Raw genomic sequence first — 21515 nt, 5'->3', positions numbered from 1 at the left:
GAAGCAAGATGAACTTAGCGATTTTAGGGGCAGGCATGATCGTCCATGATTTTTTAACGGTGGCAGGGGATGTCCCACAACTTGAACTGTCCGCTATTTTTGGGACAGAAAATGATTTAGAAAAAATGAATCACTTAAAACAGCAATACAAGATTCAAACCGTCTACACAGAGTTAGGGGCATGTTTGGCGGATCCATCCGTTGACACCGTGTATGTCGCACTGCCCAATCATTTGCATTATTCCTTTGCCAAAGAAGCGATCCTCGCTGGCAAACACGTCATTTGTGAAAAGCCATTTACGTTGCAGACACGAGAATTAGTAGAATTAGCAGAATTGGCTGCTGCCCACAAGGTGCTTTTGATCGAAGCCATCACAAATCAGTACTTAGCCAACTATCAAGGAATTAAAGCGCAGCTTGAAACATTGGGAGAGCTGAAAGTGATTGAATGCAACTATTCGCAGTATTCTTCTCGTTATGATTTATTCAAAGAGGGAACCGTTTTACCTGCATTTAACCCGAAAATGGGTGGTGGGGCATTGATGGATATCAATATCTATAATATTCATTTTGTCGTCGGGCTTTTAGGAAAACCAAAAAGTGTCCGCTATTTTGCTAATGTCGAACAGGGGATCGATACTTCTGGCATGCTGTTTTTAGACTATGAACAAACAAAAGTCGTTTGTATCGGCGCCAAAGATTCGACAGCGACGATTCGTTCAACGATCCAAGGGACGAAAGGATCGATCATCGTCAATGGGCCGACGAATATGCTTGCCAGTTATGACGTTGAACCGGTTCATGGGGCAAAAAGCCATCAGGATCGCAGCGTTCACGGACATCGTATGTTTGAAGAATTTGTCCGTTTTGCACAAGCTATTCACGAAAATGATCACGCCTTTGTCAAGGAACGCCTTGCCCATAGCAAGCTGGTGATGGAAGTCGTGGAAAAAGCATTGGCAGATGCCCAGATCGTATTAGGATAATCGCATCAATGAGGAAAGACACCAGCTTCTTAGAAAAGTTGCTGGTGTCTTTGTCTGTTGTCTTATTTTTTCTTCTTTAAACTCAATAAGGTTAGTGGGATACCCAAGGTGAGGTAGCCGACAATCGTCATCAAACAGACCGCCAGCCAAAAGTTATCTACTGCTAGAAATGCAATCAGGCCATATGCCACCAGAATCGAGAGAAAATAAAAAAGAAAGAGCTGAAAAAAACGTTTAAAACTCACAGTCATTCATTCTCCTTTGTCGTTAAACTGACAAGAAAAGTATACCACATCAAACGCAACTTCAAGGGCTGAATGTGATCTTTCGCAGGAGCCGCTAAAGGCGAATTGTTTTGTCGACTGGCCGTGATTCGCTATACTTGAAGGGAAGAGAAAGCGCAGGAATATTTTTTTAGGAGAAGGAGGAGACAGATGAAAAAGGTGGATGTACTGATTATCGGAGCGGGTCCAGCTGGAACGGCTGCTGCCTACGGGTTAAAAGCCAAAGGTAAGACAGTGGCGATCTTTGAAGCCGATTTATGGGGTGGCACTTGCCCCAATCGCGGGTGCGATCCGAAAAAACTACTGATGCGAGGCGTAGAAGTCAAAACAGAGGCGAAACGTATGCAAGGCAATGGTGTTCAAGGACAGGTAGCCATTGATTGGCCGGCACTGATGGCGTTTAAGCGCTCGTATACCGATCGGGTGCCAGAGTCAACCAAACAAGGGTTACTAGCAGAAGGGATCACTACTTACTACGGACAAGCCGCTTTTCGTGATGCCCATACGGTCGTCGTGGACGCAGAAGAGATTCAAGCAGAAAAAATAATCATTGCGACAGGACAGCGTCCAGCCGTACTGCCCATCGTCGGCAAGGAGCATTTACAAAGCAGTACTGATTTTCTTTCCTTTGAAAAGATGCCAGCAACGATTGCTTTCATAGGTGCTGGGTATATTACCTTCGAATTGGCGATGATCGCTCAAGCAGCAGGTGCTGAAGTTCATGTGATCCATCATAATGACCAGCCGCTAAAAGGATTTGATGCTGAATTGACCGCAGAAATGGTTCGTTCAATGCAGGACCAAGGCGTTTCGTTCCACTTTAATCAGAACACGCAGCGAATCACGAAAGAACAAAACCACTATACGATCCAGACACAAGCATTGTCTCTCACCGTAGAAGCAGTGATTGGTGCCACGGGACGCAGACCCAATAGCGACCAGCTGCAATTGGAAAAGGCAGGGGTAGAAACGTCAAAACAAGGGATCGTAGTTAATGAGTTTTTGCAGACTAGTCAAAGACACATCTATGCAATCGGGGATGTGCTAGCGAAAAAGCAGCCCAAACTGACGCCTGTTGCCAGCTTTGAAGCCGCCTATCTTGTCGAGCATATAGATGACCAGAAAACACCCATCCGCTATCCGCTGATCCCTACGCTGGTTTTTGGTGCGGAAAAACTGGCAAGAGTCGGGATCAGTGAGCAAGAGATTGCCGATAATGCCTCAGAATATCATAGCGAGGTGATGGATCTTTCTTCTTGGTATACCTATCGACGAATCAATGATCAAGATGCAAAAATCAAATTGGTTTATGACACATCTGATACCATCGTTGCTGTCACAATTGTTTCTGCATTGGCCGATGAGTTGATCAACCACTTCGTTTTTGTGTTGGAGAATCAGCTATCGAAAGAAGCGCTGGCCCAAATGATTTTTGCCTACCCAACACCTGCTAGCGATTTGTCCTATTTTCTATAAATAATCAAACAAACCTGCGCTAGTTTCCGCTAGCACAGGCTCTAAATTATTATGTCCGTATTGACTATAGTCCGTGAACCTTAAATGAACCTTAAAGTTAGGCTGGGTTTCATTTAAGCAATATCTTTGTTTTCTAGTAACCCTAGGTTTAGGCTTTTTTTGACAGCCGACGGACAGCAGCAATCAGTAAGATCGCCGACAAGAAGAGCCCGACCAAATAGATGATGAAAACAGAATCTGGCTCATAATGCCGATAATTGAATATTTTTACCATAAAAAAGAGAAATGGGATCGCTGCAATAAGGGTTGAAACGAAACGTTTCCGCCATTGTATGAAAAACGATCCAATCACTAGAAAAAGACAAAACGGGATCCAAAAGACCAAATGTCCGATAAGTTCGATTTTTCACACCTCCTAGCAAGTAAAATCATCATAACGTTTCTTCCTAAAAAGCAAGCGTGAAGGAAAAAATAATCCCATTAGGCATGTATGAAATTATGAGTGGAGTCTTCTGAAAAGTTCACAAGAAATCTGAGAATTTCAAAAGGAAATGAAAAAACGAACGGTTAGGAATATCCCAATAGTCCGAGACAAAAAATACCTCTTGCAGCATTCATTTTGACTTGAATCCTGCAAGGGGTACTCTTTTGTAGAAAATCTGGTGCTTTATTCAATTGATATAAAAGAAATGCCTAGGAAGGAGCAGCAATCCTTTTTTATGGCAAGATGTTCTTACTATAAAAAAGGGAAATGACTATACCAATGTCCAACAGATCCTTATAATAAAATCCTTTTAGTGGACCAATGTGTAAGAAAAATCCGAGAATCATTAATACAAACAGCAGCAGGAAAAGCAGGTTGAAAGCGGTCATCAAGCGAAAACTGAAATGCCAATTACTCAGGAAATACTGATATTTCGCTGCTCGGTAAACTTTGTTTTGAATCGGAATTTTCTTGAGTGCAGGGATCGATTCGTGATAGGACGTAAATAATTCGTAGTCTTTTTTCGTCAGTACTTCTGAGAAAATGTGCGTCCCTGCCTGAAAGTCGAAATAGCCCCAATGGAATTGTTCTTTATCCTCTGGTGATTCGTGCTTCATCAGCTTTCTTGGCTTGATCGTGAACGCCTTGATGGTCTCATAGGGGTAACTGAAATAGGTGTTACTTTCTAAATAGTCGATGATGACCAGAAAAAGCATTCGGGTTTCTGTGAAAACCAACAAACGATTCCCGCGGGTATCATGAAAGATGTCACGGTATGCTTTTGCTTTCTCGGTTGTTGCATAGGCATAGGCGCCAAGCCCTTGATTGGCGAAGGCGAGGTTTCCATCTGGCGTCAAAGGCAGATAGCCAAGAATCGTTTCGTCTTTTGCTAAAAGCGTCTGAAGCTCCTCTAATAGATCTTGCAAGAAAACATATTGTTTGGACAGCTCGAAGGTTGCTGCTTTTTCTTGTTCAGATATTTTTGTCAGTGAATTGTTTTCATTTAAGACTAACTGTTTAAAATCCATCGATAGTTATCCTTTCTTTTAAGCGTTTGCGGCCACGGGAAAGACGATTGTAGATCGCTGAGACATTTAAGTCCGTCTGCTCTGCGATGGTTTCGGGTGACTCTTGGTAAAAATAGTAGAGCAGAAAAATCCTTTGATCGAGGGCTTCAAGGTCTTCAATAAAGCCCAAAAAGGTTTCCTTTGTCAAAGGTGATTCTTCAATAGCTAGTTCCTGCTCATCAACAGGTTTTTCTTCAAGTGAGCGCTTGTTCAACTTCCGCTTGTGGTCAATCGCACGACTACGACTGATCAAAAGCAGCCAAGTAATCAAGCGGCTTTTTTCTGGTTGGTACGCAGCAATCTTTTGCCAAACCTCGTAAAAAACTTCGTTCGCTACATCTTGGCGCTCGCTCACTTCATGCGGTTGGGAGAGGACACTATGAATCGTCCTCAGCATGCTATCACCATAAACAGCTAACAGTTCTTCTAAGCCGGCATAGTCTTTCTTTTTGATTCGTTCAATGATTTCTTCATCCTGCACCTTTTTCACCCCTTCACACTATATACGAAGAATGTTTGCCTTTTCTATCAGAAAAAGAAAAAAACCTCTGTTAACGAGGTTCATGTTCTTTGGCCAGAAGATCTGTTGCCAAGCGCTGGGCCAAATATTCCCAAAGAATGCCGCCAAAAAAAGCGCCTATCATATAAAGAATGACTGTTTGCAGCTCCAATGGATTATTTGCTAGCCAGAAAGAAAATAGCGAGCCGATGATGAATAGGTAGCTGCCAAAAAGCACTTGCCGCCACGAGCGTTTTTTAACAAACTTGCTAATGAGAAAGGTTGAAAGGATCATCAAGAGAATTTGGATGAATGCCAGCGAAGGCAAAAGTGCAAAGTCAGAAACAACCATTTCCCAAAATTGTTGAATCAAGAAAAAGAAAGCAAAGAGAATGAGCCCGCTTGATAATGTACTAAGCCGCAAGGAAGATATTTTTTTTCGCATTGGTTTACTCCTTGAAAGGTTTTCTTTATTATAGCAAATTTTTAATTAAATAATGTAAAAAGATAAACGAGAAGATCTGCAAAAAAACTTCTCCTACATGTGCCTACTTTTAGTATACTTGAAAGAAACGAGTGGATGGACTCGATACATAAGGAGGATTTCATGCCAACGATTCTTTTTGCGCCTGCCAAATGGTCCTCAGAAAGCGATGCAGGAGATTGAACACTTTTTAGAAAAAAAACAATTTTCCTAAATTTTTCTATTAAAAAAGAGCGATTATCATTGAGATAATCACTCTTTTTTTAATAGATATCTACTAGCATCAGCAAGCCTGGGACCCACGTAGTGAAGATACCACAAGCGATCGCAAAATAATGAATCTTACGACCAAAGTTTACCTTCACGATCGTATCCAAAAAGCCGCAAAACCATAACGCTCCCCATGTTAACCAAATCAATGCAAAGAGGGGATCTTGCTCCCATTGCCAAGAGACCCAAGCAAAAGGTAAGGTATTGATGGCTACGAATAGCGCAAAAATCCCATAAATACGTAGATCTAAATCAAAAAGGTAAATGATCCCTACCAACAAATACGTGAAGGCAAAGAGAAAGCCAGTGCCTGCTTCATAATAAGCGCCCTGAAGTATATAGATTAGATTGATAATAAAAGATAACGAACCTGTAAAAAGATTGATCAAAGCAAGTGAGCGGTAGTCAATGTGAAGTAAGCTGCCCCAGCCGTTGATTATCAAAGTAATTCCTACAAAAAATAAACCGATCCCTAACATAAAATCCTCCTTTACTTAAATTTAGAATAACAAATTCTAAGAAAAAATAATAGCTCTATTTATTTTTAGGTCAATAAAAAGGAAAATATTTTTGAAATTTACTATTTTTTGCTGCTAAATTTGATAAAATCAATACCAAAGAGCGTTGCTAGCCGATGCTTTTCTCGTTAAGGGGAAAATTTCAGCGTATAAAAAGATCTTTTACTCGTTGGAAGAAGGGGAAAAGAGACAGATCAATAGATTTTCAGTGTATTGATCGGACAAAAAGCAGACCAGGCAGCAGTTTATCGGTTTTTACGAATTTGCAGCAGTGAAGACTGTTTTGCGGAAAGGAGGACTTATGCCTAGAAAAGATCGAATCTTACTTTTCATTGATGAATATATGCAAGCTCAAGGTTGCGCACCTACCATACGAGAAATCTGTGCCAATGAAGAAATAAAAACGACCTCTTTGGTTTATCGTCATTTGCTGCGTCTCGAAAAAAGAGGCCTAATTTACCGAGCTTATCGCTTTAAGTCACGTTCGGTTCGTTTTACAGATGAAGGGAAGGCCTATGTCAAAGCGTTGCGACAAGCACTTTTAGCAGACGAAAAACAAACGCATGGCAATGAAGAATAACTTAACACCAAAATAAAAAAGCCTAGAGGCTTTTTTATTTTGGTGCACGGTAGCCAGCAGCTTCCGCTTCAGCGATCGTTTTGAACCATTCTTTCGGATTCGTCGTATCATCATAGTATTTAGATCCTGGCAAATGATAGATGCCGCTTCTTGATCCTTTGATCAAACCATTTCCTTGTTGATCGACATATTCTTTCTGTTTCTCCTCTGTTTCACTGTTTTGAGAAGTGGCTGTTGTCGTGTTGTTCTCACTACTTGTCGCATTCTCCTGTTGCGTCATATCTTCGTTTGAAATCTCGCTGCTGCCATCCGCATAGTTGATCGTGACACCATCTTGGATGTTGAAGATATAATAGTTGAATTGGATCGTATCGTCGCCAATAGATTGGGCTTGCATCTGTACCCCACGGGCAACCAGCTCGTCATCACGATAGATTGGAGTGACAGAATATCGAACATAATGGTTTTTGTCTTGTTTGAGATAGTAGTTGATATCCATTTCTAAGCGCAACATCTCTGGATTGTTCAATTGACTAGTTCCCGTGATCAAATTCTTCCAGTTTGCATTTTCGCCAGCTAAAGCAAACCCAATCAAATGTGTCCGATTATATAAATATTTCCCATTGGGGAGCTGTTTATTACGCCAGCCTGTCGGTTTCACGCTGGAGATATCGCCACGTTTTTCCGTAGGCATTAAGGATTGATTCAACATTGCTTCAGCCGAAGTCGCTCGATTGAGGTGGTCAAGGTCGCCGTATGCTTCCCAGGCACCATTTTCAAGTGAAAGGTCGTCTTCTGAAAACTCAGGGATGTTTTGATTGACTTCAATTGTTTGGATGCCTTGGTAGGTTAGCTGTGCCAATTCGTCTGCGCGAATATCTTTAGCAGAAGGGGTGCTTACCTCTGATTGTTGCGTTTCCTGCTTTGGAAATAGGTCATTGTTTTGTAGGAAACCAAAGCCAACTGCTGCGAGTGCGAGAAGCGCAGTGATCGATCCAATCAATGTTTTTTTCTTTGCCATCTCTTTATTGCCTCTCTTTTCATTGATATAGGTTTAGAATAAACGGTGAGTAAAAAAATCACAACTAGTTTATCATACCATTTGCGGGGGATGTTTTACAGCGTCTGCTAGCTTCTTTTGCCTTTTGTTCTTGACAAACTTCAGTCAATTTTCTTTACAAGCAACATCCTTTAAAAGAATTTTTCGTCTGCGAGTGATATTTTTCATATTTTAAAAAAACTATGTGATATAATGAATAAAGTTGCTGCTCTATCCCTTTGATGCTTGTTTTAATAACAGTCATCTCCAGCTGCGGAACAAACTTTCAGCTGTCTAGCAGACAACGTTCAAACGAAAGAAAACTGGACAATTTTCTGAACGATTGCCTTTCTTTCTTTGACCAAAATTATAGGAGAAGGAGTGTATCCCATGAACCAGCAAGAAACCATCTTACATTATTTAAATAAGAAAGACTCTGAAAAGTTAAAAGAACTCGTATCAGGAATGGAAGAGCTGCCGCTATTACAATTATTCAGCAACTTATCCGCGGATGAAAAAGTGATCGTTTTCCGACTGTTACCGAAAGACAAAGCCCTTATCCTGTTTGAAGATTTGACACCAGCTACCCAACAACATTTATTACGCTCTTTCACCGATGAACGAGCAACCGAATTTGTGAATGAGATGGCGCCAGATGTTCGTGTACGGCTTTTGGATGAGTTGCCAGCGACCGTAACACAAAAACTTTTACAATCGTTGGCGCCTGATGAACGAGCTGCAACAAACCTCTTACTAGGGTATGAAGCCGAAACTGCGGGTCGCTTGATGACACCGGAATTCATTACATTGAAAAAAGATATGACAGTCAATCAAGCATTGGAAAAAGTGCGAATGCAAGCCAAAGAAAAAGAAACGATCTATACACTTTATGTTACTGATCAAACGAAAACGTTAGAAGGTGTTTTGTCGCTGAAAGATCTCTTAATAGCACAAGGGGATCAACGCATCAGTGAGATCATGTCCCAAAAAGTTATTTATGTGACCACTGACACCGACCAAGAAGAAGCAGCCCGTCTGCTAAATGAACTAGATATCATTGCGCTGCCAGTCGTAGACAAGGAATCAAGAATCGTTGGGATCATTACCGTCGATGACGCGATCGATGTCATCGAGTTGGAAACAACGGAAGACATGTTTAATGCCGCTGGTTTGGTCGATGTCGCCTCCAACGAAGCAGACCGTAGTAATGTTTTGATCAATGGCAGCCTGTGGCAAATCTGGAAAGTCCGCTTGCCATTCTTAGTGATCACTTTAGTGGCTGGACTTTTAGCTGGGGTCGTCATTGATGAATTTGAACAAACGTTAGAGTCGGTGGCAGCCGTTGCGATTTTTATTCCTTTGATCATGGATATGGGTGGAAACGTTGGTACACAATCCTCTACTGTATTTGTTCGGGGGATGTCGTTAGGGCATATTGATCTTTCAACCTTCACCAGACATTTCTTTAAAGAAGTTTGGATCGGTTTGAGTCTAGGCTTGATCGTCGGGATCATCTCAGGAACCGCTGCTTCACTTTGGCAAGGGATCCCGATGTTAGGGGTCGCTGTTGGGATTTCATTAGTTTTTGCTATGACCTTAGCCGCAGCACTTGGCTTTTTAGTCCCGTTTGTACTTATTAAACTAAACATCGACCAAGCAGCCGGTTCGGCACCGATCATCACCTCGATCAAAGATATTGCTGGCTTGTTTATCTACTTCGTTTCAGTAAATGTTCTTTTGGGTCATTTGCTTTAGCATACTGTCCGTTCCAGTGGTATAATAAAGCGACATCACATGATGAGCACAACATAGAAAGGGGAAATGTCCTATGACAAATCAAATGAAGCAACATCAACTCGGAGGTTTCTCTTTTTAAGTGCGGCCTCCTAATTAACTGGAGGGAAATCATGGAAAAACAAGGAATCGTGGTCTTTCAGGCTAAGGATATCGCAAAAGTCCGCCTGACCACAGGAGAAGAATGTTTAGCAACCGTTTCAGGAAAATTTCGTCAACAGGCAAGAGCGCCAAAGGATTATCCTATTGTTGGTGATTTTGTCCAAGGGCAGGTGTATGATCAAGATCATTTCTTGATTGATGCTTTGCTACCACGAAAGAGTTTTTTACAACGAAAAGTAGCCGGAAATCGGACGGATGAACAAGGGATCGCTGCGAACATAGACACGGTTTTTATTGCAACTAGCGCCAATGAAGAATTTAATTTCGCTCGGTTAGAGCGCTTTGTCACGATCGCTTGGGACAGTGGCGCAAACCCAGTGATTCTCTTGACCAAAGCCGATCAAGTCACAGCTGATGAAAAAGCAGAGCTGCTGCAAGCATTAAACGATGCTTTTGGTGTGAAAGCATTCGCTACTTCTATTTATGAACCGAACGAATTGCTGACAGAAGCCTACTTTTCAGACGGAAAAATCAGTGCATTTATCGGTTCGTCAGGCGTCGGGAAGTCCAGCTTATTAAATCAGCTCATGGAACAAGCCGTTCAAAAAACCAATGACATACGAGAGGATAGTCGAGGACGACACACGACGACGAGTCGCCAGTTGTTCACACTGCCCTCTGGCGCAATGATCATCGATACTCCTGGCATGCGGGAAGTTGGCATCAGTACCGTTCGGTCAGCTTCGATCGAGCAATCCTTTGAAGCGATCAGTCAATATGCTGAAGGTTGTTTCTTCAGAGACTGTCAGCATGAAACAGAACCGAAATGTGCGGTAAAAGCAGCTATTGCTGCCGGTGAGCTTTCAGAAGCAGCCTTCGCTCGCTATCGCAAAATGGAAAAAGAGCTGGCGTATTTGAAACGAAAAGAACAGATCAAAGAAATGAAAAAGTAATAGTTAGCACTCCTTTCTATAAGAGGAGTGTTTTTTTGTACGTGTCAAGAGCGCCTTGTTGAGTAAAGAAGAGGAGAGCCGCAGCCAATGTTCTTGTGTTTTCATGAAAAGGCGGCCAATTTCAAAGGGCACTACATGCTAAGTGGTTGAACTAAACTAAGATCGCCTGCCTGGTTACAAGCTGTCGTCAAGAAAAGCAGGATAAAAAAACACAGTGGGGTGTTGTCCCACTGTGTTTTGAGCAATGATTTGCCCCTGCCAAGGTATTTCTAGTATAAAGCGTTGATTCTTAAATAGCAACTCGAAAAAAACGCCTCATTCAGCAGAGCGCAGAATTTTCGTCATGGCTTTTCCTTTCGCCAATTCATCGATCAGTTTATCTAGGTAACGAATTTCTTGAACTATTGGCTCTTCGATCTCTTCTACCCGAATCCCGCAAATCACACCAGTAATCTGTTTTCGTGCAGGATTGAGCTGAGGGGCTTGCTTAAAAAAGCGTTCAAAAGAAACATCATCAGCCATCTGTTGGAGTGTTTCTTGGTCATACCCAGTCAGCCAGGTAATAATCTGATCTACTTCTTCTTTTGTCCGATTTTTCCGTTCTGCTTTGGCAATATACAGAGGATAGACTTTCGCAAAACTCATTTGGGTAATCTTTTGATTTTTCATGATAAACTCCTTTAGTCTTTACACAAAGTATACTTCATTTTTTTCTTTTTGCCGAGATTTTCAACGTTTGTTGTGTGCCAAAATAGGCGAGGGGACTAAAGGATGATTTTTTCTTCTTGTTCACGAAACCCCAATACCTTTTGTCGTGACTCGCCATCCCAATAGAGCAAGTCCAAATTCTTATGCAGCATTAGCTGTGTATATAATTCTTTCAGAGTCAGAGCAGGCTTTTTGGGTTCGAAAAATAAAATCAATTGGTTATGACTATCTTGTGCGATCGTCGTAAAAGGAATCAGGTTTTCTTTGTAAGTTAAATAAATTCCTTGGTAATCTGCTGCACTCGACGACGTTGTCAGTGCTGTCAAGAGGTCTCTTGCTCTCATAGTGAACCCGCCTTTACTGTTTTTTGTCGATAGGCATCGATATCCAACATGATTTTTGTTTTGCCGTACACCGTATACTTTTGCACCACGAATTGGTGGCGCTTATTCCAATAGCCACCCACAGTTAGAAACATGCCCTCATCAACATCCCCTAAAAAATTCAAACTGTGCTTCGCAATCAAACAGTTGGTGGTGCCTAGTGTAAAGCGGACCAAAGGGGAGGGGGCAAAGGAGACGATCCTTAGTTTTGAGACAGCGCCTTTTTGTGTTTGCATCAGGTATTCCTCCTTTAGTAAGTAGTAAAAAGCGGATCATTCGTTGAGATCAAACCATTTTTTCTCTTCATAAAAAGCAACATGACGAATCTCATCATAATGGATTTTTTCTGTGGTTTCTCCCGTCAAATAAATGCCCAATGTGTCGTATCCGCTGATTTTTCCGACAATATCTGGGGGATAGCCGCCTTCTTCATTGACTTCTTCTCGTTGGATCGCCACAGTTACGTTCTTTTTCATCGCTTCGAATAAGCATTGATTGATTTCTTCCGTTGTGAGTGACGGCTTAGGTGGACAATCAAACGTGCGTGTCGGCTCTTCTTCAATTTCAGTTGTATGCTCAGATAAAAAGAATCCTTGCCACTTTAGCTTTTTCCGATCTTCATATGGTTGCAGCATACCCATAGCAATCACCTCTTATCTATATAATACAAACATACGTTCCCTTTTGTAAAGCGAACAGATTTTTAAATTTCTGATTCTTCTATGAAACATCTAAAAAGTGCATCAAACAAGGGGATAGTGGCGGGTATCGTTTTTTTATACTATATATGTTATAATTTATCCTGAAGGAATCATGAACGTTTTATAAAATAGCTGGCGAAAAAGGAGAATAGTATGTCTGGATTAATCGTGGTCCTGCTTACGATCTACTTTGCAAGTAGGAAAGATAAAGAACAGTGGCTTTTTGATCGCAAACGATTGACTATTCTGGCGCTTATGTTTGTGATCGTCGGCATAAGTTGGGGCTTAAATGACAAAATAATGAAGGATCCTCTGAACCAAAATATTAGAAGTGATTTACTGTTTAATTATTCGTTCCCCTTATTGATAGGTATGCTAGGTCTATTTATCAAAGAAATACCACGGTGGGGACGGATCGTGACTTTGTCATTTGGCTTTATGATTTTCGGGTATTTAGCTATGCACTATTTGATAGGGTTTCACAACCCGTATTGGGAAAATCTACAGCTAAGTCCATTGTATTGGCTACCAAGTGACTAGCCATACGAAAGTATCGCCAATGGAACCGAAAAAAGCACTCCCTTTATTGAGTGCTTTTTTCGGCTAAATAACTGCAGCAAGATGTTTCTTTTCCCAAAAAATGGGCTGAACCTAGGTAGCGAAGGTATCATATAAGGAGAAGTCACGACTGTTGAAATCAAAACGATTGATTCTTGACTAAACCGTGTCTTTTGATCATTGCCAAAGTAAAATATGCGACGAGCGTTCCTGCAATCCCAAAAAGTAAATCGATTCGATCAGGGGTGTTCATAAAGCCAAAGATAGTCTCGCTCAATAGATTGGCAATGAGTAAGAGCAGGGTCAATAGTGTGACGGCTTTAAATGGCGCACCTACGAGAAGCCAAAAGTACCCCAGTAAGCCAATAATCAAACTAATCGAAAAATTGGAGATATGAAGATAAAAGTCAGGATACATCGAAGTAAAGAAAGAAATGTCCAAGTACTTTGACAAGTAGAGGAAGAGGGCTGTGAACACGAAAAGCAAGTAGAGGAGTGACGCCCAGATTTTTGGTAAAAAGACTAGCTTTAATTGCTTCTTCTTTTTCATTTTTATTCTCCTTAATAATTGTTATCTTATAGTAAAGCAGATCTATGTATCCCTAAACTTATTTTATGTTCTTATCGCCTTTGATTTTGACTGTTCGGACTAAATGGGTGTATGTAGGTTTTAAATATTCCTATAGAAAATTAGTTCTTATCGTTCGTGTGCACAGTTTCAATCATTTTGATCAATTTAGAACGGTCCCAAAGCTCAACATCCAATTTTGCTGCTAATTGTTTTGCGGATTCAGTAAAATAACTATTTGTCAGTACAATCGCTTTATCTAACGAATAATAACCAATCCCTGCGTAAACTTCTTGAACTGCTTTGTTGCCAACTTTATTTTTCCAACGTTTGCACTGAATACCATGCTTGCACCCATTTTTAGAGGCGATTACGTCAATTCCTTGATCACCAAACGCTTTGGTCATGCTAATCCCGTTAAATTCAAGTTTTCTTAACAAAAATGCAGTGTATTGCTCAAATTCCTTTCCAGACATTTTATCGATAGTATCTAACTGCGCTGAAGCAAAACGTTTGCGTTCGCTAACTATTGGATAAATTGCAGAAAATAAACCTAAAACGCTGATTACGAGTCCAACATACAATATGGGAGCAAAGTGCCAATCAAAAACAAAATAGCCAATGGTCATTAAAATTCCCACAATAAATAATTTTAAACTTTCATTTTCATGGTTACTCATTTAAAAATCCTCCTGTTTCTTCATTATATCATAGGAAGGGAGGGCAAAATGAGCAAAAATGCATCCTTTAGTAAACAAAAATGAGCTGCATTTTATTCTAAACAACTTTGTATAATATATATTATGTAAACTAAAATATAAAATTTTTCGAACACCGTATTTGGCTGGTAATTTTACGGCTCTCCTCCCTCTTATTTAGGATTATTTCCTTCAAATTCACCTAATTGGCAGCATAATCCAAAAAAATGGTCATTTGAGCGATAGTTTTAGATTTTGTTTGTTCTACAACTGATAAGAAAATCAACTGGCAAATTATATCTGTACCTTTATCTGTATTTGATTTTGTTGATTCTTGAATCTTTGAATTCAAGCTTTGGTTTGCAGCTGCTGGCCAAACTCAATGAATCAGTCAAGTAATCGTTGTTCACGATCTTATCAGTACTGATTCGTACTTAACCCAGCAAATTTGTGCTAACTAATAGCCTAATGGGAATCTTGATCACAGGCAAACCAGCAGCGATAAATAAGAAACGTTTCGTGGCGTTCAGTTTTCACCTAAACGGATCAGATTCCCATAGCGAGTCCTAATCAAGGGTTCACAGTCATCTAAGTACAATTTTCGTTTTATTGCTGCCAATAAAGCAATGACCGCAACAAAAGTTTCAAACTATGTAATACAGGATCGCTGAAAAGACAATGATCAAAATGACCAAGACAACAATTAGTTGATTTAAACGTCGAATAAGCAGGTTTTTCTTATTTTTTTCAAATTCTTTTCCTTCATTTCGATAATATTCTCTATCTTTTGTTCCCACGAGCGCCAACTCCTTTTCCCTGATTTTATCACTATCCTGAAAACAATGGGTGCAATCAAGGTGTTTTGTACAATAAATGGCAGTATTTTGTTAGAGCCTACAATCGTATGCGTATAGCGACTACATAAGACGACTGACGAGTTCCAAGTGATTCATAACGGCAGCTTTCCGAATAACGCCCATACCAGGAAACGACCTTTGCTGATAGGCAGCAACTAATAGCTGCAGCCCAGCTGTTTGCGTAGGATACTCTTCCTCATGCTGTAACAAAGCTTCCATGACTTCGAAAAACTTTTCTTTCTGACTTGGTAATTCTTCCTCAGAAAATAAGTGAACGATTCGCAAGTCTTGCTCTGCTGTTGGATAGATCCAATGCAAAACCAACCGTTTTGAGGGATAACTGTGCTCATAATAAATTTTGCTATCGACAGAAAAATCACTAAATCCCGCATAGCCCAATTTATGATAAAGATGATGGGTTTTTGAAAATCCTTCGTCTGGACATTCTGTATAAAAACTATTTTTAGGTAAACGGGTAAACGGATCTTCCATCAGTAGTTTCGGGCCGTTGATTTTATTTAACAAACGAAACTCTTTGCTTACCAGTACCGGCAGTGTATTTTCCCGCCAATCACTAGCGAGTGCTTGGTCCGCTTGATGGATGATCCAAAAATCAGGCTTTTCTTCCACTGTTTCAATGGGACGATCTACGATCATTGCTTTAGGGGCAGCAACATTTTGCAACTCTGCTAACCCCTCTGCCGTCAGAAAAGCCCCCGCCTGGGGATTGCGAACCAGATAAAAAGGATGCTGCTTCCTTTGAAACAGGTCAATGGTCGTCCAAAACGTTTTTGATTGCTTGACTGGTTCAATGATCGGCTGGATCGCGTCTGACAAACAATCTTGTTCCAACAGTGCTTTCAACGCCAATAAATCAAATTGTTTTCCACGAATATACGGGAAGTACATCTTCTTCTCTCCTTCTTACTCGCTTGATAAAAAACGTTTTTCCAGTGCTTCATAGGCTGCTCTCGTAGCGGCCAATTCTTCTTTCAAGGCTTCGATCGCTTGCAGCTGAGTATCTTCAATAAATCGATCATAGTAATTGACTCCACCACCGAACAAGTCATACTCAGGCTGACGTTTCTTCAGTTCTTGGTACAAACGTTCTGTTGAAAATACCCGCAATCCGCGAGCAGTCTGTTTTGCTTTGCCGACTTCTCGCGCTTGTGCCGAAATCAACCGAAACAATAAGGCATTTTCTGGAACCTGTAGCTCTTGCCGTTGGGGCTTCTTTTCGACACTGAAATACCCTTTGCTGCCCGTTTCTTTTTCAAGAAATGCATGATAGACCAGAACACCAATTGTAGGTCCAATCTGATCTTTGACTTTCTCGTACAATGCCTTGGGTAAGACAAAATAATTATAATTCCCAATAAAGGATAGTTTTGCTTTTGAGCGAAAATCTGCCAAACTAACTTTGAGTTCGTAGCAACGCCATTCAAAGGTATTTTCAGTCGTCAAGCGACAACTCAAAGTATCCACGATGCCGTGATCATCTGGCATGACTACCTCTTCTACCACAATATCACTGTTTTCCCGACAATAATAATAAAGTGCCTCTTCCATTTCTAAAGTTAAGGATGTCTTCACAAATTCACGACCTTTGTCTTGTTTCACCTATTATAAAACATATGTTCGCATTTTGGAAGAGGGAAATAAAAGCAGCCTATCATCCCCTCACCCATTCGGACATCCGTTAACGAGAATCTCTTCAACCGTCCTCTTTGTACCGCGGAATCGTAACAAAAAAAGCAGCAAGAGCACACCAAGTTGAGCGATTAATAGACCTTTAAAGGGAAATTCAAAAAGTAAAGCCTGCGGGAAGATGAAAGAAATGGAAAAAATCCTGCAGTGCTTTTTGACTAAGCCACAAACCGCTGACAAGCCCTATCAAACTAATAACAATGCTTTGAATGCCTACAAAGAAAAGTTCTTCTAAGGTGATTAACAACGGAGACTGTCCTAACAACAACCGAATACTCAGAGATTGCTGCTCCTCCCCCATCAAATAAAAACGATACATGTGATTGCAGTGCCATAAAAAGGCGGCGATCAAGCCTACAGTTAGAACGCCTAGTACGAAGCGTAGCAACTGCAAAAAGAAAAGCCAACTGGCATACGTGAGATCCATCTGATTCTCACTGCTATTTGTTTCATATTGTAGCCATTGATGAAAAAACACTAGCCAATGCTCTGCAAAGATGGCGATGATCAGTAAAAGAATCGCCAACACACCACTCATCAGCAAACTGCGCCTACGAAGAGCCGCGTGCCAGCCGAATTGGCAAGGATAGTAGAAGTACCGCCATTTGTTCATGATATCTCTCCTTTTGGCGTCTATTTTACAGAACTATCCAAATTTAGACAAATATCATCTTGTTTACATAATATAATTATGATCAAAAAAAGAGTGCGGCACGAAGTCCACACTCTTTTCCTTTTACCTATCGACGTTTACAAATACCTTGTTAGTAGCTGCAACAAACGCTGCGGAAATTCTGTTAGATTGGAAAGATCAATAAAGCGTTCTTCCCCATAAATCGCTTTGATCACCTCTTTGTCTTGCCCAATAGCAGCTGCAAGAAATAGCATCCCTTGTCGTTCATAGTCAGCGATCACCTGCTGAATATCTTCTTTGGCTTTTCCCCCTGTATAATCAGGAAGAGCTTTTGGCTGGCCATCACTGATATTCAAGAGTAATTTAGTGGTTGCCGGCTGATGAGCCAGCTTTTCAGCTAGCACGCGCAAGACAGCTCCATCACGGTTATTTTGCCGAGGCTTCATTGTCATGAGTTTCTCTGGCACAAATTCAAAGCCTTCATTAAATTCTTTGTATGCAAAAAGCGAGGTTTTTTCACGAGCGGTCACGTCCGCTGTATCGCCATAGATCATCAATGGCAAAGATAAACGTTCGGCAAAAGCATTCACCGCTAAGACCGCCTGTTGGGCATACAATATCCGATCTTCTCGAATCATCGAACCTGATTCATCGATGCGCAAAGCAAGAGCTAAGGAAGGCTGTTCGTGAGGTGGATTCTTCTTGTCAAAGGTCCGAAAATCCTGATAAGCAACCTTGCTGGCATCAAAGCGTGTACCGCTGTACTTACCTTTACTGTATGCCGAAGCTTGTTCGTTTTCCAATACTTCTTGGGTTTGCTTGATCAATGACTCTACGATCGGCAGCAACGGCTGCAAACGCTGTTGGGCTTCAGTCGCTTTTTCTAAATCGACGGGTGGTCGATGAACGATCAGCCCTTCTTTGGCATGGATCGATTCTTTCAATGCTTGACGTGCTGCCTTTGATGCCGTGGTTTTCTTTTCTTTCTCCTGGGCTTCATACGCTTCGATCGACAAAGAATGAGAAGCAGGAGCTGCCTCTTGTGTCTCACTCCCAGCTTTTGCTTGGCCATCATGACTATTGCGTTCTAGTTCTTCTGAAAACGTCGCCTCAGTTGCTGCGCTTTTCGCTTCTTGTTTGTCAGAATCACTGGTTTCCATCGTTTCCGCCTCAGTTTCTTGATTGGCGGTCTCAAGGACTTGCTCATTTTTTAGGATGGGCGTGCCTTCTTCCACTACATTGCGTTGGTCAGCCTCTTCGCTGCTGATTCTGCGTCCTTTGATTTGTTCTTTAAAGGCATTTAGCGGTTGTCCAGAAAACAAAAGCCGCAATTGCGCCAATAACCCTGAAGCTTCTAACGCCTGTTGTAACAGAGAAAGCTCATTTGGATCGGTAGTGATTTTGTAGAGCACTTTGCTATCAATTGCTGTAAAGGGATCTTGTCCTTGTTTGACTGCATTTAACCAATAAAAATAAGAACGCATGCCCGCCACCCCTTTGATGGCGTTGGCTTTAGCGGTCACGTCTAGTAAGCGGATGATTTCAGCCATTTTCTCTGCAGTCGTTTTGTCCGGATAATTGGTTTTGGCAATGCCTCGCTGCACCATGACTGCTAGCTCAGGTAAATCCATTTTTTCAGCATGCTGCATCCGATCTCGCAAGGATTCGTTCAAGGGGCGGTTGCCTTGGTAATTCCGATTCGTTGTGATGATCACCACACAGTCAGGGTGTCGTCGAACAAAGCCAGTCGGGATATTCAGCATCCCGTTTTGTTCAAGGGCCGAGTTTAGTGCCACTAGTACCGAAGCATCACGAATGACCGTTGGTTCTTGAATCTCAAGCAAATAGCCTTTTTCCAGCGCCCGTACGATTTCGGAGGGATAAAATTTGTATTGAATCGTCGGTTGCTGATCACTGGTTTCAATCCGTTCGATCAGTTCCGCAAATTTCGCCCGTGCCCGCTCACGAGTCAAGGAAAAATGCCGCTGGATCAATGCCAAGACATCTTCAAAACAATCACTTTGATAAATCGCATCCAGCAAGTCCTTGTCCTCTTCTTGGTCGGTATTGATCACTGGTAATAAAGCACCAAATACATCTGACTTATCCATATCCGCAAAGCAGGTGATTTTGGTGTAGGGCAGTTGCAAGTCGGCAGAAAGTGCCTTTGCCAACTGAGTCTTACCCGACCCAGCATCGCCTTCCAGCAACACATTGAAGATCTTCATCTCTGGATCCGCCCAATTCAACGCGATCTCTGAAGCAATTCGTAGTTCTTCAGCACTGGTCTGATGACTTTGTGGTTTTTTCCAAATCATGGTTTGTTCTATTTTGCTAAAAGCGCGTCCTTTCGTTACGACAAAAGACGGTTGATGTTGTGTCATGGCAATCTGCTCCTTTTCTTAATAACCTAGCTCATCTAAAAGCCGCTTTAGGATTTTGAAGCGTTCGCCGTATAGCTCGCCATCTTTTTGCAAGGAATCATAAAAAAGCAGAATGTCTTCATCGATTTTAGGATTTTCGGTGTCTACTTCAACGGTCATCCGATTTCCTTGCAGGCCAATGATCTCGATCAACGGATTTTCAGGATCGTAAAACTTTTCATGGCGATAGGCCTCTTGAAAATACAAACTAGATTGCGCCACTAAGATTGCTAGATCTAAGATTCTAGTGAGGGGTAGTTCTTCTGACTGACGAGACCATTTTTCACCTGTATGGCGCCAAACCTTGCCTGAGATATCGACTTTTCCGCGATCATTCCATTGTGCTAATCCGAGGGAAAGGCCTTTTGCATCTGTATGTAACGCATTTTTTCCGTCAACAGTATCATAGTCTTCCACTTTAATGACGGGCTTATGTTTCAAGTTTTCTGGTATTTTCATTATTCTCACTCCTTGTTTAGTAAATTAGTAATTTACTAGATAGAGTAAGTATAATGAGGAAGCTGGTTTGGAACAAGCAAAAGGTCTTTTCTAGTAGCTAGGGACAGATGTCTAGTTGATTTTCAGTGGCAAACGATTCTGTCCATGACTGCGGCGATTTCAGGAACCAATACCAATGTGACCAATGTGTCTTCGCTGAATGAGGAAACAAGTCGTAAAAAAGCACTTGATAAGAAGCATCTAAAAACAAACGCTCTTAAAAAGTACTTTTTTATGACGCATTACTTTACTAACTCAATTGATTGAAAAAAAGGCGCAACGCTTGTTTTCTCTGATATGTAAGCTGCGCTTTAGGAATGCCTTGGATCGCCCCTTCAATGCCGTAGAGCATATGCAAGCAAGCGTCCGCATCACATTGGTGGCGGATAGCTAGAAAAACCTCTTCGGCCGTTTTTGTGCGTAGTTGTTCAGGGCTATTGATGCCGATACGAACCAGGTGATCCGCTAAAACCTGACCTACGTTTGGTAATTTTTGCAGTTCATTCATAGGTTTCTCCTTTTTGATTGTGGTCATTCTGCCCGTCTTTCTCTTGACGAATCAGCGCATAGAGCTTCATGTCGAACAGCTGTTGGTTTTTCTCCGCATGCTTTCGCAAAACGCCTTCTAACGTAAAACCTGCCTTTTCCAACACACGACAAGAGGAATGATTCTTCGCAAAAGATTCAGCAGAAATACGAACAATAGTTGATGTAGTAAATACATAGTCACATAGTTGCCGAACAGCTTGGGTCATCAAGCCTTTTCCCCAATACTCTTGTGCAATCGAGTAGCCAATCTCAGCCGTTCTATAATGGATATTTTCTTTGCGAACAGCACGGATACTGCCGACTGCTCGGTCATCCACAGTGATCGCAAAGGCAAATTCTGCTTCCTCCACAGATCGAATATAGGCTTGTGCATCTGCGACCGTATAGGGGAATGGCAACCCATCTCGTAAATAATCGTGGATGGTTTGATTATTTAAGGCATGGGCTAAATCTTGCGCATCGCTCATTTGCCACCTTCTTAAGGAACACTTCATAGCAATTCCTCCTTTGTCAGTCCTTTATTTTGATCCTATTGTACGAGTTTGTGTGATTTTTTACAAGCGAATCTCAAAAAAGCAGAAAAAAGAACCAGCTAGACAAAGGTCTAACTGGTTTTTAGGCTCTATAATTTATGGGACTGATGAATCAGAATTGATTCTTCAGCCCCATTTTCATTTTAGGTATTAAAAAACATA

The 21515-nt window shown here is 41.4% G+C and carries 27 protein-coding genes; 6 read left to right on the top strand and 21 right to left on the bottom strand.

The window, feature by feature from the left end; genetic code table 11:
* Window positions 1-8: 8 nt before the first annotated feature.
* Window positions 9-986 (top strand): Gfo/Idh/MocA family protein, encoded by a 978-nt coding sequence (locus ACI3E5_RS08600; protein ID WP_194185401.1) that lies wholly within the window; start codon window positions 9-11, stop codon window positions 984-986.
* A 62-nt stretch (window positions 987-1048) separates the two neighbouring features.
* Here the strand turns inward: ACI3E5_RS08600 and ACI3E5_RS08595 are convergent, their stop codons facing one another.
* On the bottom strand, window positions 1049-1237 hold the full coding sequence (locus tag ACI3E5_RS08595; RefSeq protein WP_016609355.1) for a hypothetical protein: 189 nt from the start codon (window positions 1235-1237) through the stop codon (window positions 1049-1051).
* Window positions 1238-1420: 183 nt separating this feature from the next.
* Here ACI3E5_RS08595 and ACI3E5_RS08590 point away from each other — a divergent pair, with 183 nt between their 5' ends.
* Window positions 1421-2746 carry a dihydrolipoyl dehydrogenase family protein gene (locus ACI3E5_RS08590; protein ID WP_194185402.1) on the top strand — a complete coding sequence of 442 codons (1326 nt, stop codon included), beginning with the start codon at window positions 1421-1423 and terminating at the stop codon, window positions 2744-2746.
* A gap of 242 nt (window positions 2747-2988) precedes the next feature.
* Here ACI3E5_RS08590 and ACI3E5_RS08585 read toward each other — a convergent pair whose 3' ends face one another.
* The 5 genes from ACI3E5_RS08585 to ACI3E5_RS08565 form a co-directional block, all read right to left on the bottom strand.
* The gene (locus tag ACI3E5_RS08585; RefSeq protein WP_194185403.1) at window positions 2989-3156 is read right to left on the bottom strand and encodes a hypothetical protein; all 168 of its coding nucleotides are present in this window, start codon (window positions 3154-3156) and stop codon (window positions 2989-2991) included.
* A gap of 307 nt (window positions 3157-3463) precedes the next feature.
* Window positions 3464-4258, bottom strand: coding sequence for a hypothetical protein (locus tag ACI3E5_RS08580; protein ID WP_194185404.1), 795 nt, complete (start codon window positions 4256-4258; stop codon window positions 3464-3466).
* The gene (locus tag ACI3E5_RS08575) at window positions 4248-4787 is read right to left on the bottom strand and encodes a sigma-70 family RNA polymerase sigma factor (RefSeq protein WP_498855862.1); all 540 of its coding nucleotides are present in this window, start codon (window positions 4785-4787) and stop codon (window positions 4248-4250) included. Before ACI3E5_RS08575 ends, ACI3E5_RS08580 begins: the two co-directional genes overlap by 11 nt.
* A 61-nt stretch (window positions 4788-4848) precedes the next feature.
* On the bottom strand, window positions 4849-5241 hold the full coding sequence (locus ACI3E5_RS08570) for a hypothetical protein (protein ID WP_194185406.1): 393 nt from the start codon (window positions 5239-5241) through the stop codon (window positions 4849-4851).
* Window positions 5242-5543: 302 nt separating this feature from the next.
* Window positions 5544-6029: an AmiS/UreI family transporter gene (locus tag ACI3E5_RS08565; RefSeq protein WP_194185407.1), complete on the bottom strand. Its 486-nt coding sequence runs from the start codon at window positions 6027-6029 to the stop codon at window positions 5544-5546.
* Between the two features lie 340 nt (window positions 6030-6369).
* On the opposite strand from ACI3E5_RS08565, the gene ACI3E5_RS08560 reads away from it, so the two are divergent.
* Window positions 6370-6648, top strand: coding sequence for a LexA family protein (locus ACI3E5_RS08560; RefSeq protein ID WP_005226072.1), 279 nt, complete (start codon window positions 6370-6372; stop codon window positions 6646-6648).
* A 34-nt stretch (window positions 6649-6682) separates the two neighbouring features.
* Here the strand turns inward: ACI3E5_RS08560 and ACI3E5_RS08555 are convergent, their stop codons facing one another.
* On the bottom strand, window positions 6683-7669 hold the full coding sequence (locus tag ACI3E5_RS08555; RefSeq protein ID WP_194185408.1) for a DNA/RNA non-specific endonuclease: 987 nt from the start codon (window positions 7667-7669) through the stop codon (window positions 6683-6685).
* Between the two features lie 408 nt (window positions 7670-8077).
* Here ACI3E5_RS08555 and mgtE point away from each other — a divergent pair, with 408 nt between their 5' ends.
* Window positions 8078-9442, top strand: a complete 1365-nt coding sequence (gene mgtE, locus ACI3E5_RS08550) for a magnesium transporter (protein WP_010748340.1) — start codon at window positions 8078-8080, stop codon at window positions 9440-9442.
* Between the two features lie 152 nt (window positions 9443-9594).
* The gene (rsgA, locus tag ACI3E5_RS08545) at window positions 9595-10536 is read left to right on the top strand and encodes a ribosome small subunit-dependent GTPase A (RefSeq protein ID WP_015509693.1); all 942 of its coding nucleotides are present in this window, start codon (window positions 9595-9597) and stop codon (window positions 10534-10536) included.
* Between the two features lie 315 nt (window positions 10537-10851).
* Here rsgA and ACI3E5_RS08540 read toward each other — a convergent pair whose 3' ends face one another.
* The 4 genes from ACI3E5_RS08540 to ACI3E5_RS08525 form a co-directional block, all read right to left on the bottom strand.
* The gene (locus ACI3E5_RS08540; RefSeq protein ID WP_015509694.1) at window positions 10852-11205 is read right to left on the bottom strand and encodes a DUF2200 domain-containing protein; all 354 of its coding nucleotides are present in this window, start codon (window positions 11203-11205) and stop codon (window positions 10852-10854) included.
* Window positions 11206-11300: 95 nt separating this feature from the next.
* The gene (locus tag ACI3E5_RS08535) at window positions 11301-11588 is read right to left on the bottom strand and encodes a hypothetical protein (RefSeq protein ID WP_005226077.1); all 288 of its coding nucleotides are present in this window, start codon (window positions 11586-11588) and stop codon (window positions 11301-11303) included.
* Window positions 11585-11863, bottom strand: coding sequence for a hypothetical protein (locus tag ACI3E5_RS08530; protein WP_015509696.1), 279 nt, complete (start codon window positions 11861-11863; stop codon window positions 11585-11587). Before ACI3E5_RS08530 ends, ACI3E5_RS08535 begins: the two co-directional genes overlap by 4 nt.
* A gap of 36 nt (window positions 11864-11899) precedes the next feature.
* Entirely contained in the window at window positions 11900-12268 is a 369-nt protein-coding gene (locus tag ACI3E5_RS08525) for a hypothetical protein (protein WP_015509697.1), read from the bottom strand.
* Window positions 12269-12481: 213 nt separating this feature from the next.
* Between ACI3E5_RS08525 and ACI3E5_RS08520 the strand changes: the two genes are divergently transcribed.
* Complete coding sequence (locus tag ACI3E5_RS08520) at window positions 12482-12868, top strand: hypothetical protein (protein ID WP_128431961.1); 387 nt, start codon at window positions 12482-12484, stop codon at window positions 12866-12868.
* 157 nt (window positions 12869-13025) lie between these two features.
* Here the strand turns inward: ACI3E5_RS08520 and ACI3E5_RS08515 are convergent, their stop codons facing one another.
* From ACI3E5_RS08515 to ACI3E5_RS08470, 10 genes are all read right to left on the bottom strand, one after another.
* Entirely contained in the window at window positions 13026-13436 is a 411-nt protein-coding gene (locus ACI3E5_RS08515) for a hypothetical protein (protein WP_194185409.1), read from the bottom strand.
* A 140-nt stretch (window positions 13437-13576) separates the two neighbouring features.
* The gene (locus ACI3E5_RS08510) at window positions 13577-14134 is read right to left on the bottom strand and encodes a restriction endonuclease (RefSeq protein WP_086338210.1); all 558 of its coding nucleotides are present in this window, start codon (window positions 14132-14134) and stop codon (window positions 13577-13579) included.
* 662 nt (window positions 14135-14796) lie between these two features.
* Window positions 14797-14949, bottom strand: coding sequence for a hypothetical protein (locus ACI3E5_RS08505; RefSeq protein WP_010748347.1), 153 nt, complete (start codon window positions 14947-14949; stop codon window positions 14797-14799).
* 120 nt (window positions 14950-15069) lie between these two features.
* Window positions 15070-15918, bottom strand: a complete 849-nt coding sequence (locus tag ACI3E5_RS08500) for a sce7725 family protein (RefSeq protein WP_325845194.1) — start codon at window positions 15916-15918, stop codon at window positions 15070-15072.
* A 15-nt stretch (window positions 15919-15933) separates the two neighbouring features.
* The gene (locus ACI3E5_RS08495) at window positions 15934-16602 is read right to left on the bottom strand and encodes a hypothetical protein (RefSeq protein WP_498821519.1); all 669 of its coding nucleotides are present in this window, start codon (window positions 16600-16602) and stop codon (window positions 15934-15936) included.
* 211 nt (window positions 16603-16813) lie between these two features.
* Complete coding sequence (locus tag ACI3E5_RS08490; RefSeq protein WP_325845193.1) at window positions 16814-17329, bottom strand: hypothetical protein; 516 nt, start codon at window positions 17327-17329, stop codon at window positions 16814-16816.
* Between the two features lie 137 nt (window positions 17330-17466).
* Window positions 17467-19734, bottom strand: a complete 2268-nt coding sequence (locus ACI3E5_RS08485; protein ID WP_498821521.1) for an AAA family ATPase — start codon at window positions 19732-19734, stop codon at window positions 17467-17469.
* An 18-nt stretch (window positions 19735-19752) separates the two neighbouring features.
* Window positions 19753-20232, bottom strand: a complete 480-nt coding sequence (locus ACI3E5_RS08480) for a DUF6530 family protein (RefSeq protein WP_005235941.1) — start codon at window positions 20230-20232, stop codon at window positions 19753-19755.
* 289 nt (window positions 20233-20521) lie between these two features.
* Window positions 20522-20779 carry a TfoX/Sxy family DNA transformation protein gene (locus ACI3E5_RS08475; RefSeq protein WP_213357119.1) on the bottom strand — a complete coding sequence of 86 codons (258 nt, stop codon included), beginning with the start codon at window positions 20777-20779 and terminating at the stop codon, window positions 20522-20524.
* A complete protein-coding gene (locus tag ACI3E5_RS08470; protein WP_325845190.1) occupies window positions 20772-21314 on the bottom strand; it encodes a GNAT family N-acetyltransferase in 543 nt (180 codons plus the stop codon). Before ACI3E5_RS08470 ends, ACI3E5_RS08475 begins: the two co-directional genes overlap by 8 nt.
* Window positions 21315-21515: the final 201 nt, after the last annotated feature.

The sequence above is a fragment of the Candidatus Enterococcus avicola genome (genome assembly GCF_047470845.1).
GTDB lineage: Bacteria > Bacillota > Bacilli > Lactobacillales > Enterococcaceae > Enterococcus_D > Enterococcus_D casseliflavus.
The sequence above is the reverse complement of the archived record's forward strand: the minus strand, read 5'-3'. Positions and strand labels throughout refer to the sequence as shown.

Excerpts from the sequence above, each read along its gene's own strand:
- ACI3E5_RS08600 (WP_194185401.1), top strand. The coding sequence starts at position 9 with ATGAACTTAGCGATTTTAGGGGCAGGCATGATCGTCCATGATTTTTTA.
- ACI3E5_RS08595 (WP_016609355.1), bottom strand. The coding sequence starts at position 1,237 with ATGACTGTGAGTTTTAAACGTTTTTTTCAGCTCTTTCTTTTTTATTTT.
- ACI3E5_RS08590 (WP_194185402.1), top strand. The coding sequence starts at position 1,421 with ATGAAAAAGGTGGATGTACTGATTATCGGAGCGGGTCCAGCTGGAACG.
- ACI3E5_RS08580 (WP_194185404.1), bottom strand. The coding sequence starts at position 4,258 with ATGGATTTTAAACAGTTAGTCTTAAATGAAAACAATTCACTGACAAAA.
- ACI3E5_RS08570 (WP_194185406.1), bottom strand. The coding sequence starts at position 5,241 with ATGCGAAAAAAAATATCTTCCTTGCGGCTTAGTACATTATCAAGCGGG.
- ACI3E5_RS08565 (WP_194185407.1), bottom strand. The coding sequence starts at position 6,029 with ATGTTAGGGATCGGTTTATTTTTTGTAGGAATTACTTTGATAATCAAC.
- ACI3E5_RS08560 (WP_005226072.1), top strand. The coding sequence starts at position 6,370 with ATGCCTAGAAAAGATCGAATCTTACTTTTCATTGATGAATATATGCAA.
- ACI3E5_RS08555 (WP_194185408.1), bottom strand. The coding sequence starts at position 7,669 with ATGGCAAAGAAAAAAACATTGATTGGATCGATCACTGCGCTTCTCGCA.
- mgtE (WP_010748340.1), top strand. The coding sequence starts at position 8,078 with ATGAACCAGCAAGAAACCATCTTACATTATTTAAATAAGAAAGACTCT.
- rsgA (WP_015509693.1), top strand. The coding sequence starts at position 9,595 with ATGGAAAAACAAGGAATCGTGGTCTTTCAGGCTAAGGATATCGCAAAA.
- ACI3E5_RS08540 (WP_015509694.1), bottom strand. The coding sequence starts at position 11,205 with ATGAAAAATCAAAAGATTACCCAAATGAGTTTTGCGAAAGTCTATCCT.
- ACI3E5_RS08535 (WP_005226077.1), bottom strand. The coding sequence starts at position 11,588 with ATGAGAGCAAGAGACCTCTTGACAGCACTGACAACGTCGTCGAGTGCA.
- ACI3E5_RS08530 (WP_015509696.1), bottom strand. The coding sequence starts at position 11,863 with ATGCAAACACAAAAAGGCGCTGTCTCAAAACTAAGGATCGTCTCCTTT.
- ACI3E5_RS08525 (WP_015509697.1), bottom strand. The coding sequence starts at position 12,268 with ATGGGTATGCTGCAACCATATGAAGATCGGAAAAAGCTAAAGTGGCAA.
- ACI3E5_RS08520 (WP_128431961.1), top strand. The coding sequence starts at position 12,482 with ATGTCTGGATTAATCGTGGTCCTGCTTACGATCTACTTTGCAAGTAGG.
- ACI3E5_RS08515 (WP_194185409.1), bottom strand. The coding sequence starts at position 13,436 with ATGAAAAAGAAGAAGCAATTAAAGCTAGTCTTTTTACCAAAAATCTGG.
- ACI3E5_RS08510 (WP_086338210.1), bottom strand. The coding sequence starts at position 14,134 with ATGAGTAACCATGAAAATGAAAGTTTAAAATTATTTATTGTGGGAATT.
- ACI3E5_RS08500 (WP_325845194.1), bottom strand. The coding sequence starts at position 15,918 with ATGTACTTCCCGTATATTCGTGGAAAACAATTTGATTTATTGGCGTTG.
- ACI3E5_RS08490 (WP_325845193.1), bottom strand. The coding sequence starts at position 17,329 with ATGAACAAATGGCGGTACTTCTACTATCCTTGCCAATTCGGCTGGCAC.
- ACI3E5_RS08485 (WP_498821521.1), bottom strand. The coding sequence starts at position 19,734 with ATGACACAACATCAACCGTCTTTTGTCGTAACGAAAGGACGCGCTTTT.
- ACI3E5_RS08480 (WP_005235941.1), bottom strand. The coding sequence starts at position 20,232 with ATGAAAATACCAGAAAACTTGAAACATAAGCCCGTCATTAAAGTGGAA.
- ACI3E5_RS08475 (WP_213357119.1), bottom strand. The coding sequence starts at position 20,779 with ATGAATGAACTGCAAAAATTACCAAACGTAGGTCAGGTTTTAGCGGAT.
- ACI3E5_RS08470 (WP_325845190.1), bottom strand. The coding sequence starts at position 21,314 with ATGAAGTGTTCCTTAAGAAGGTGGCAAATGAGCGATGCGCAAGATTTA.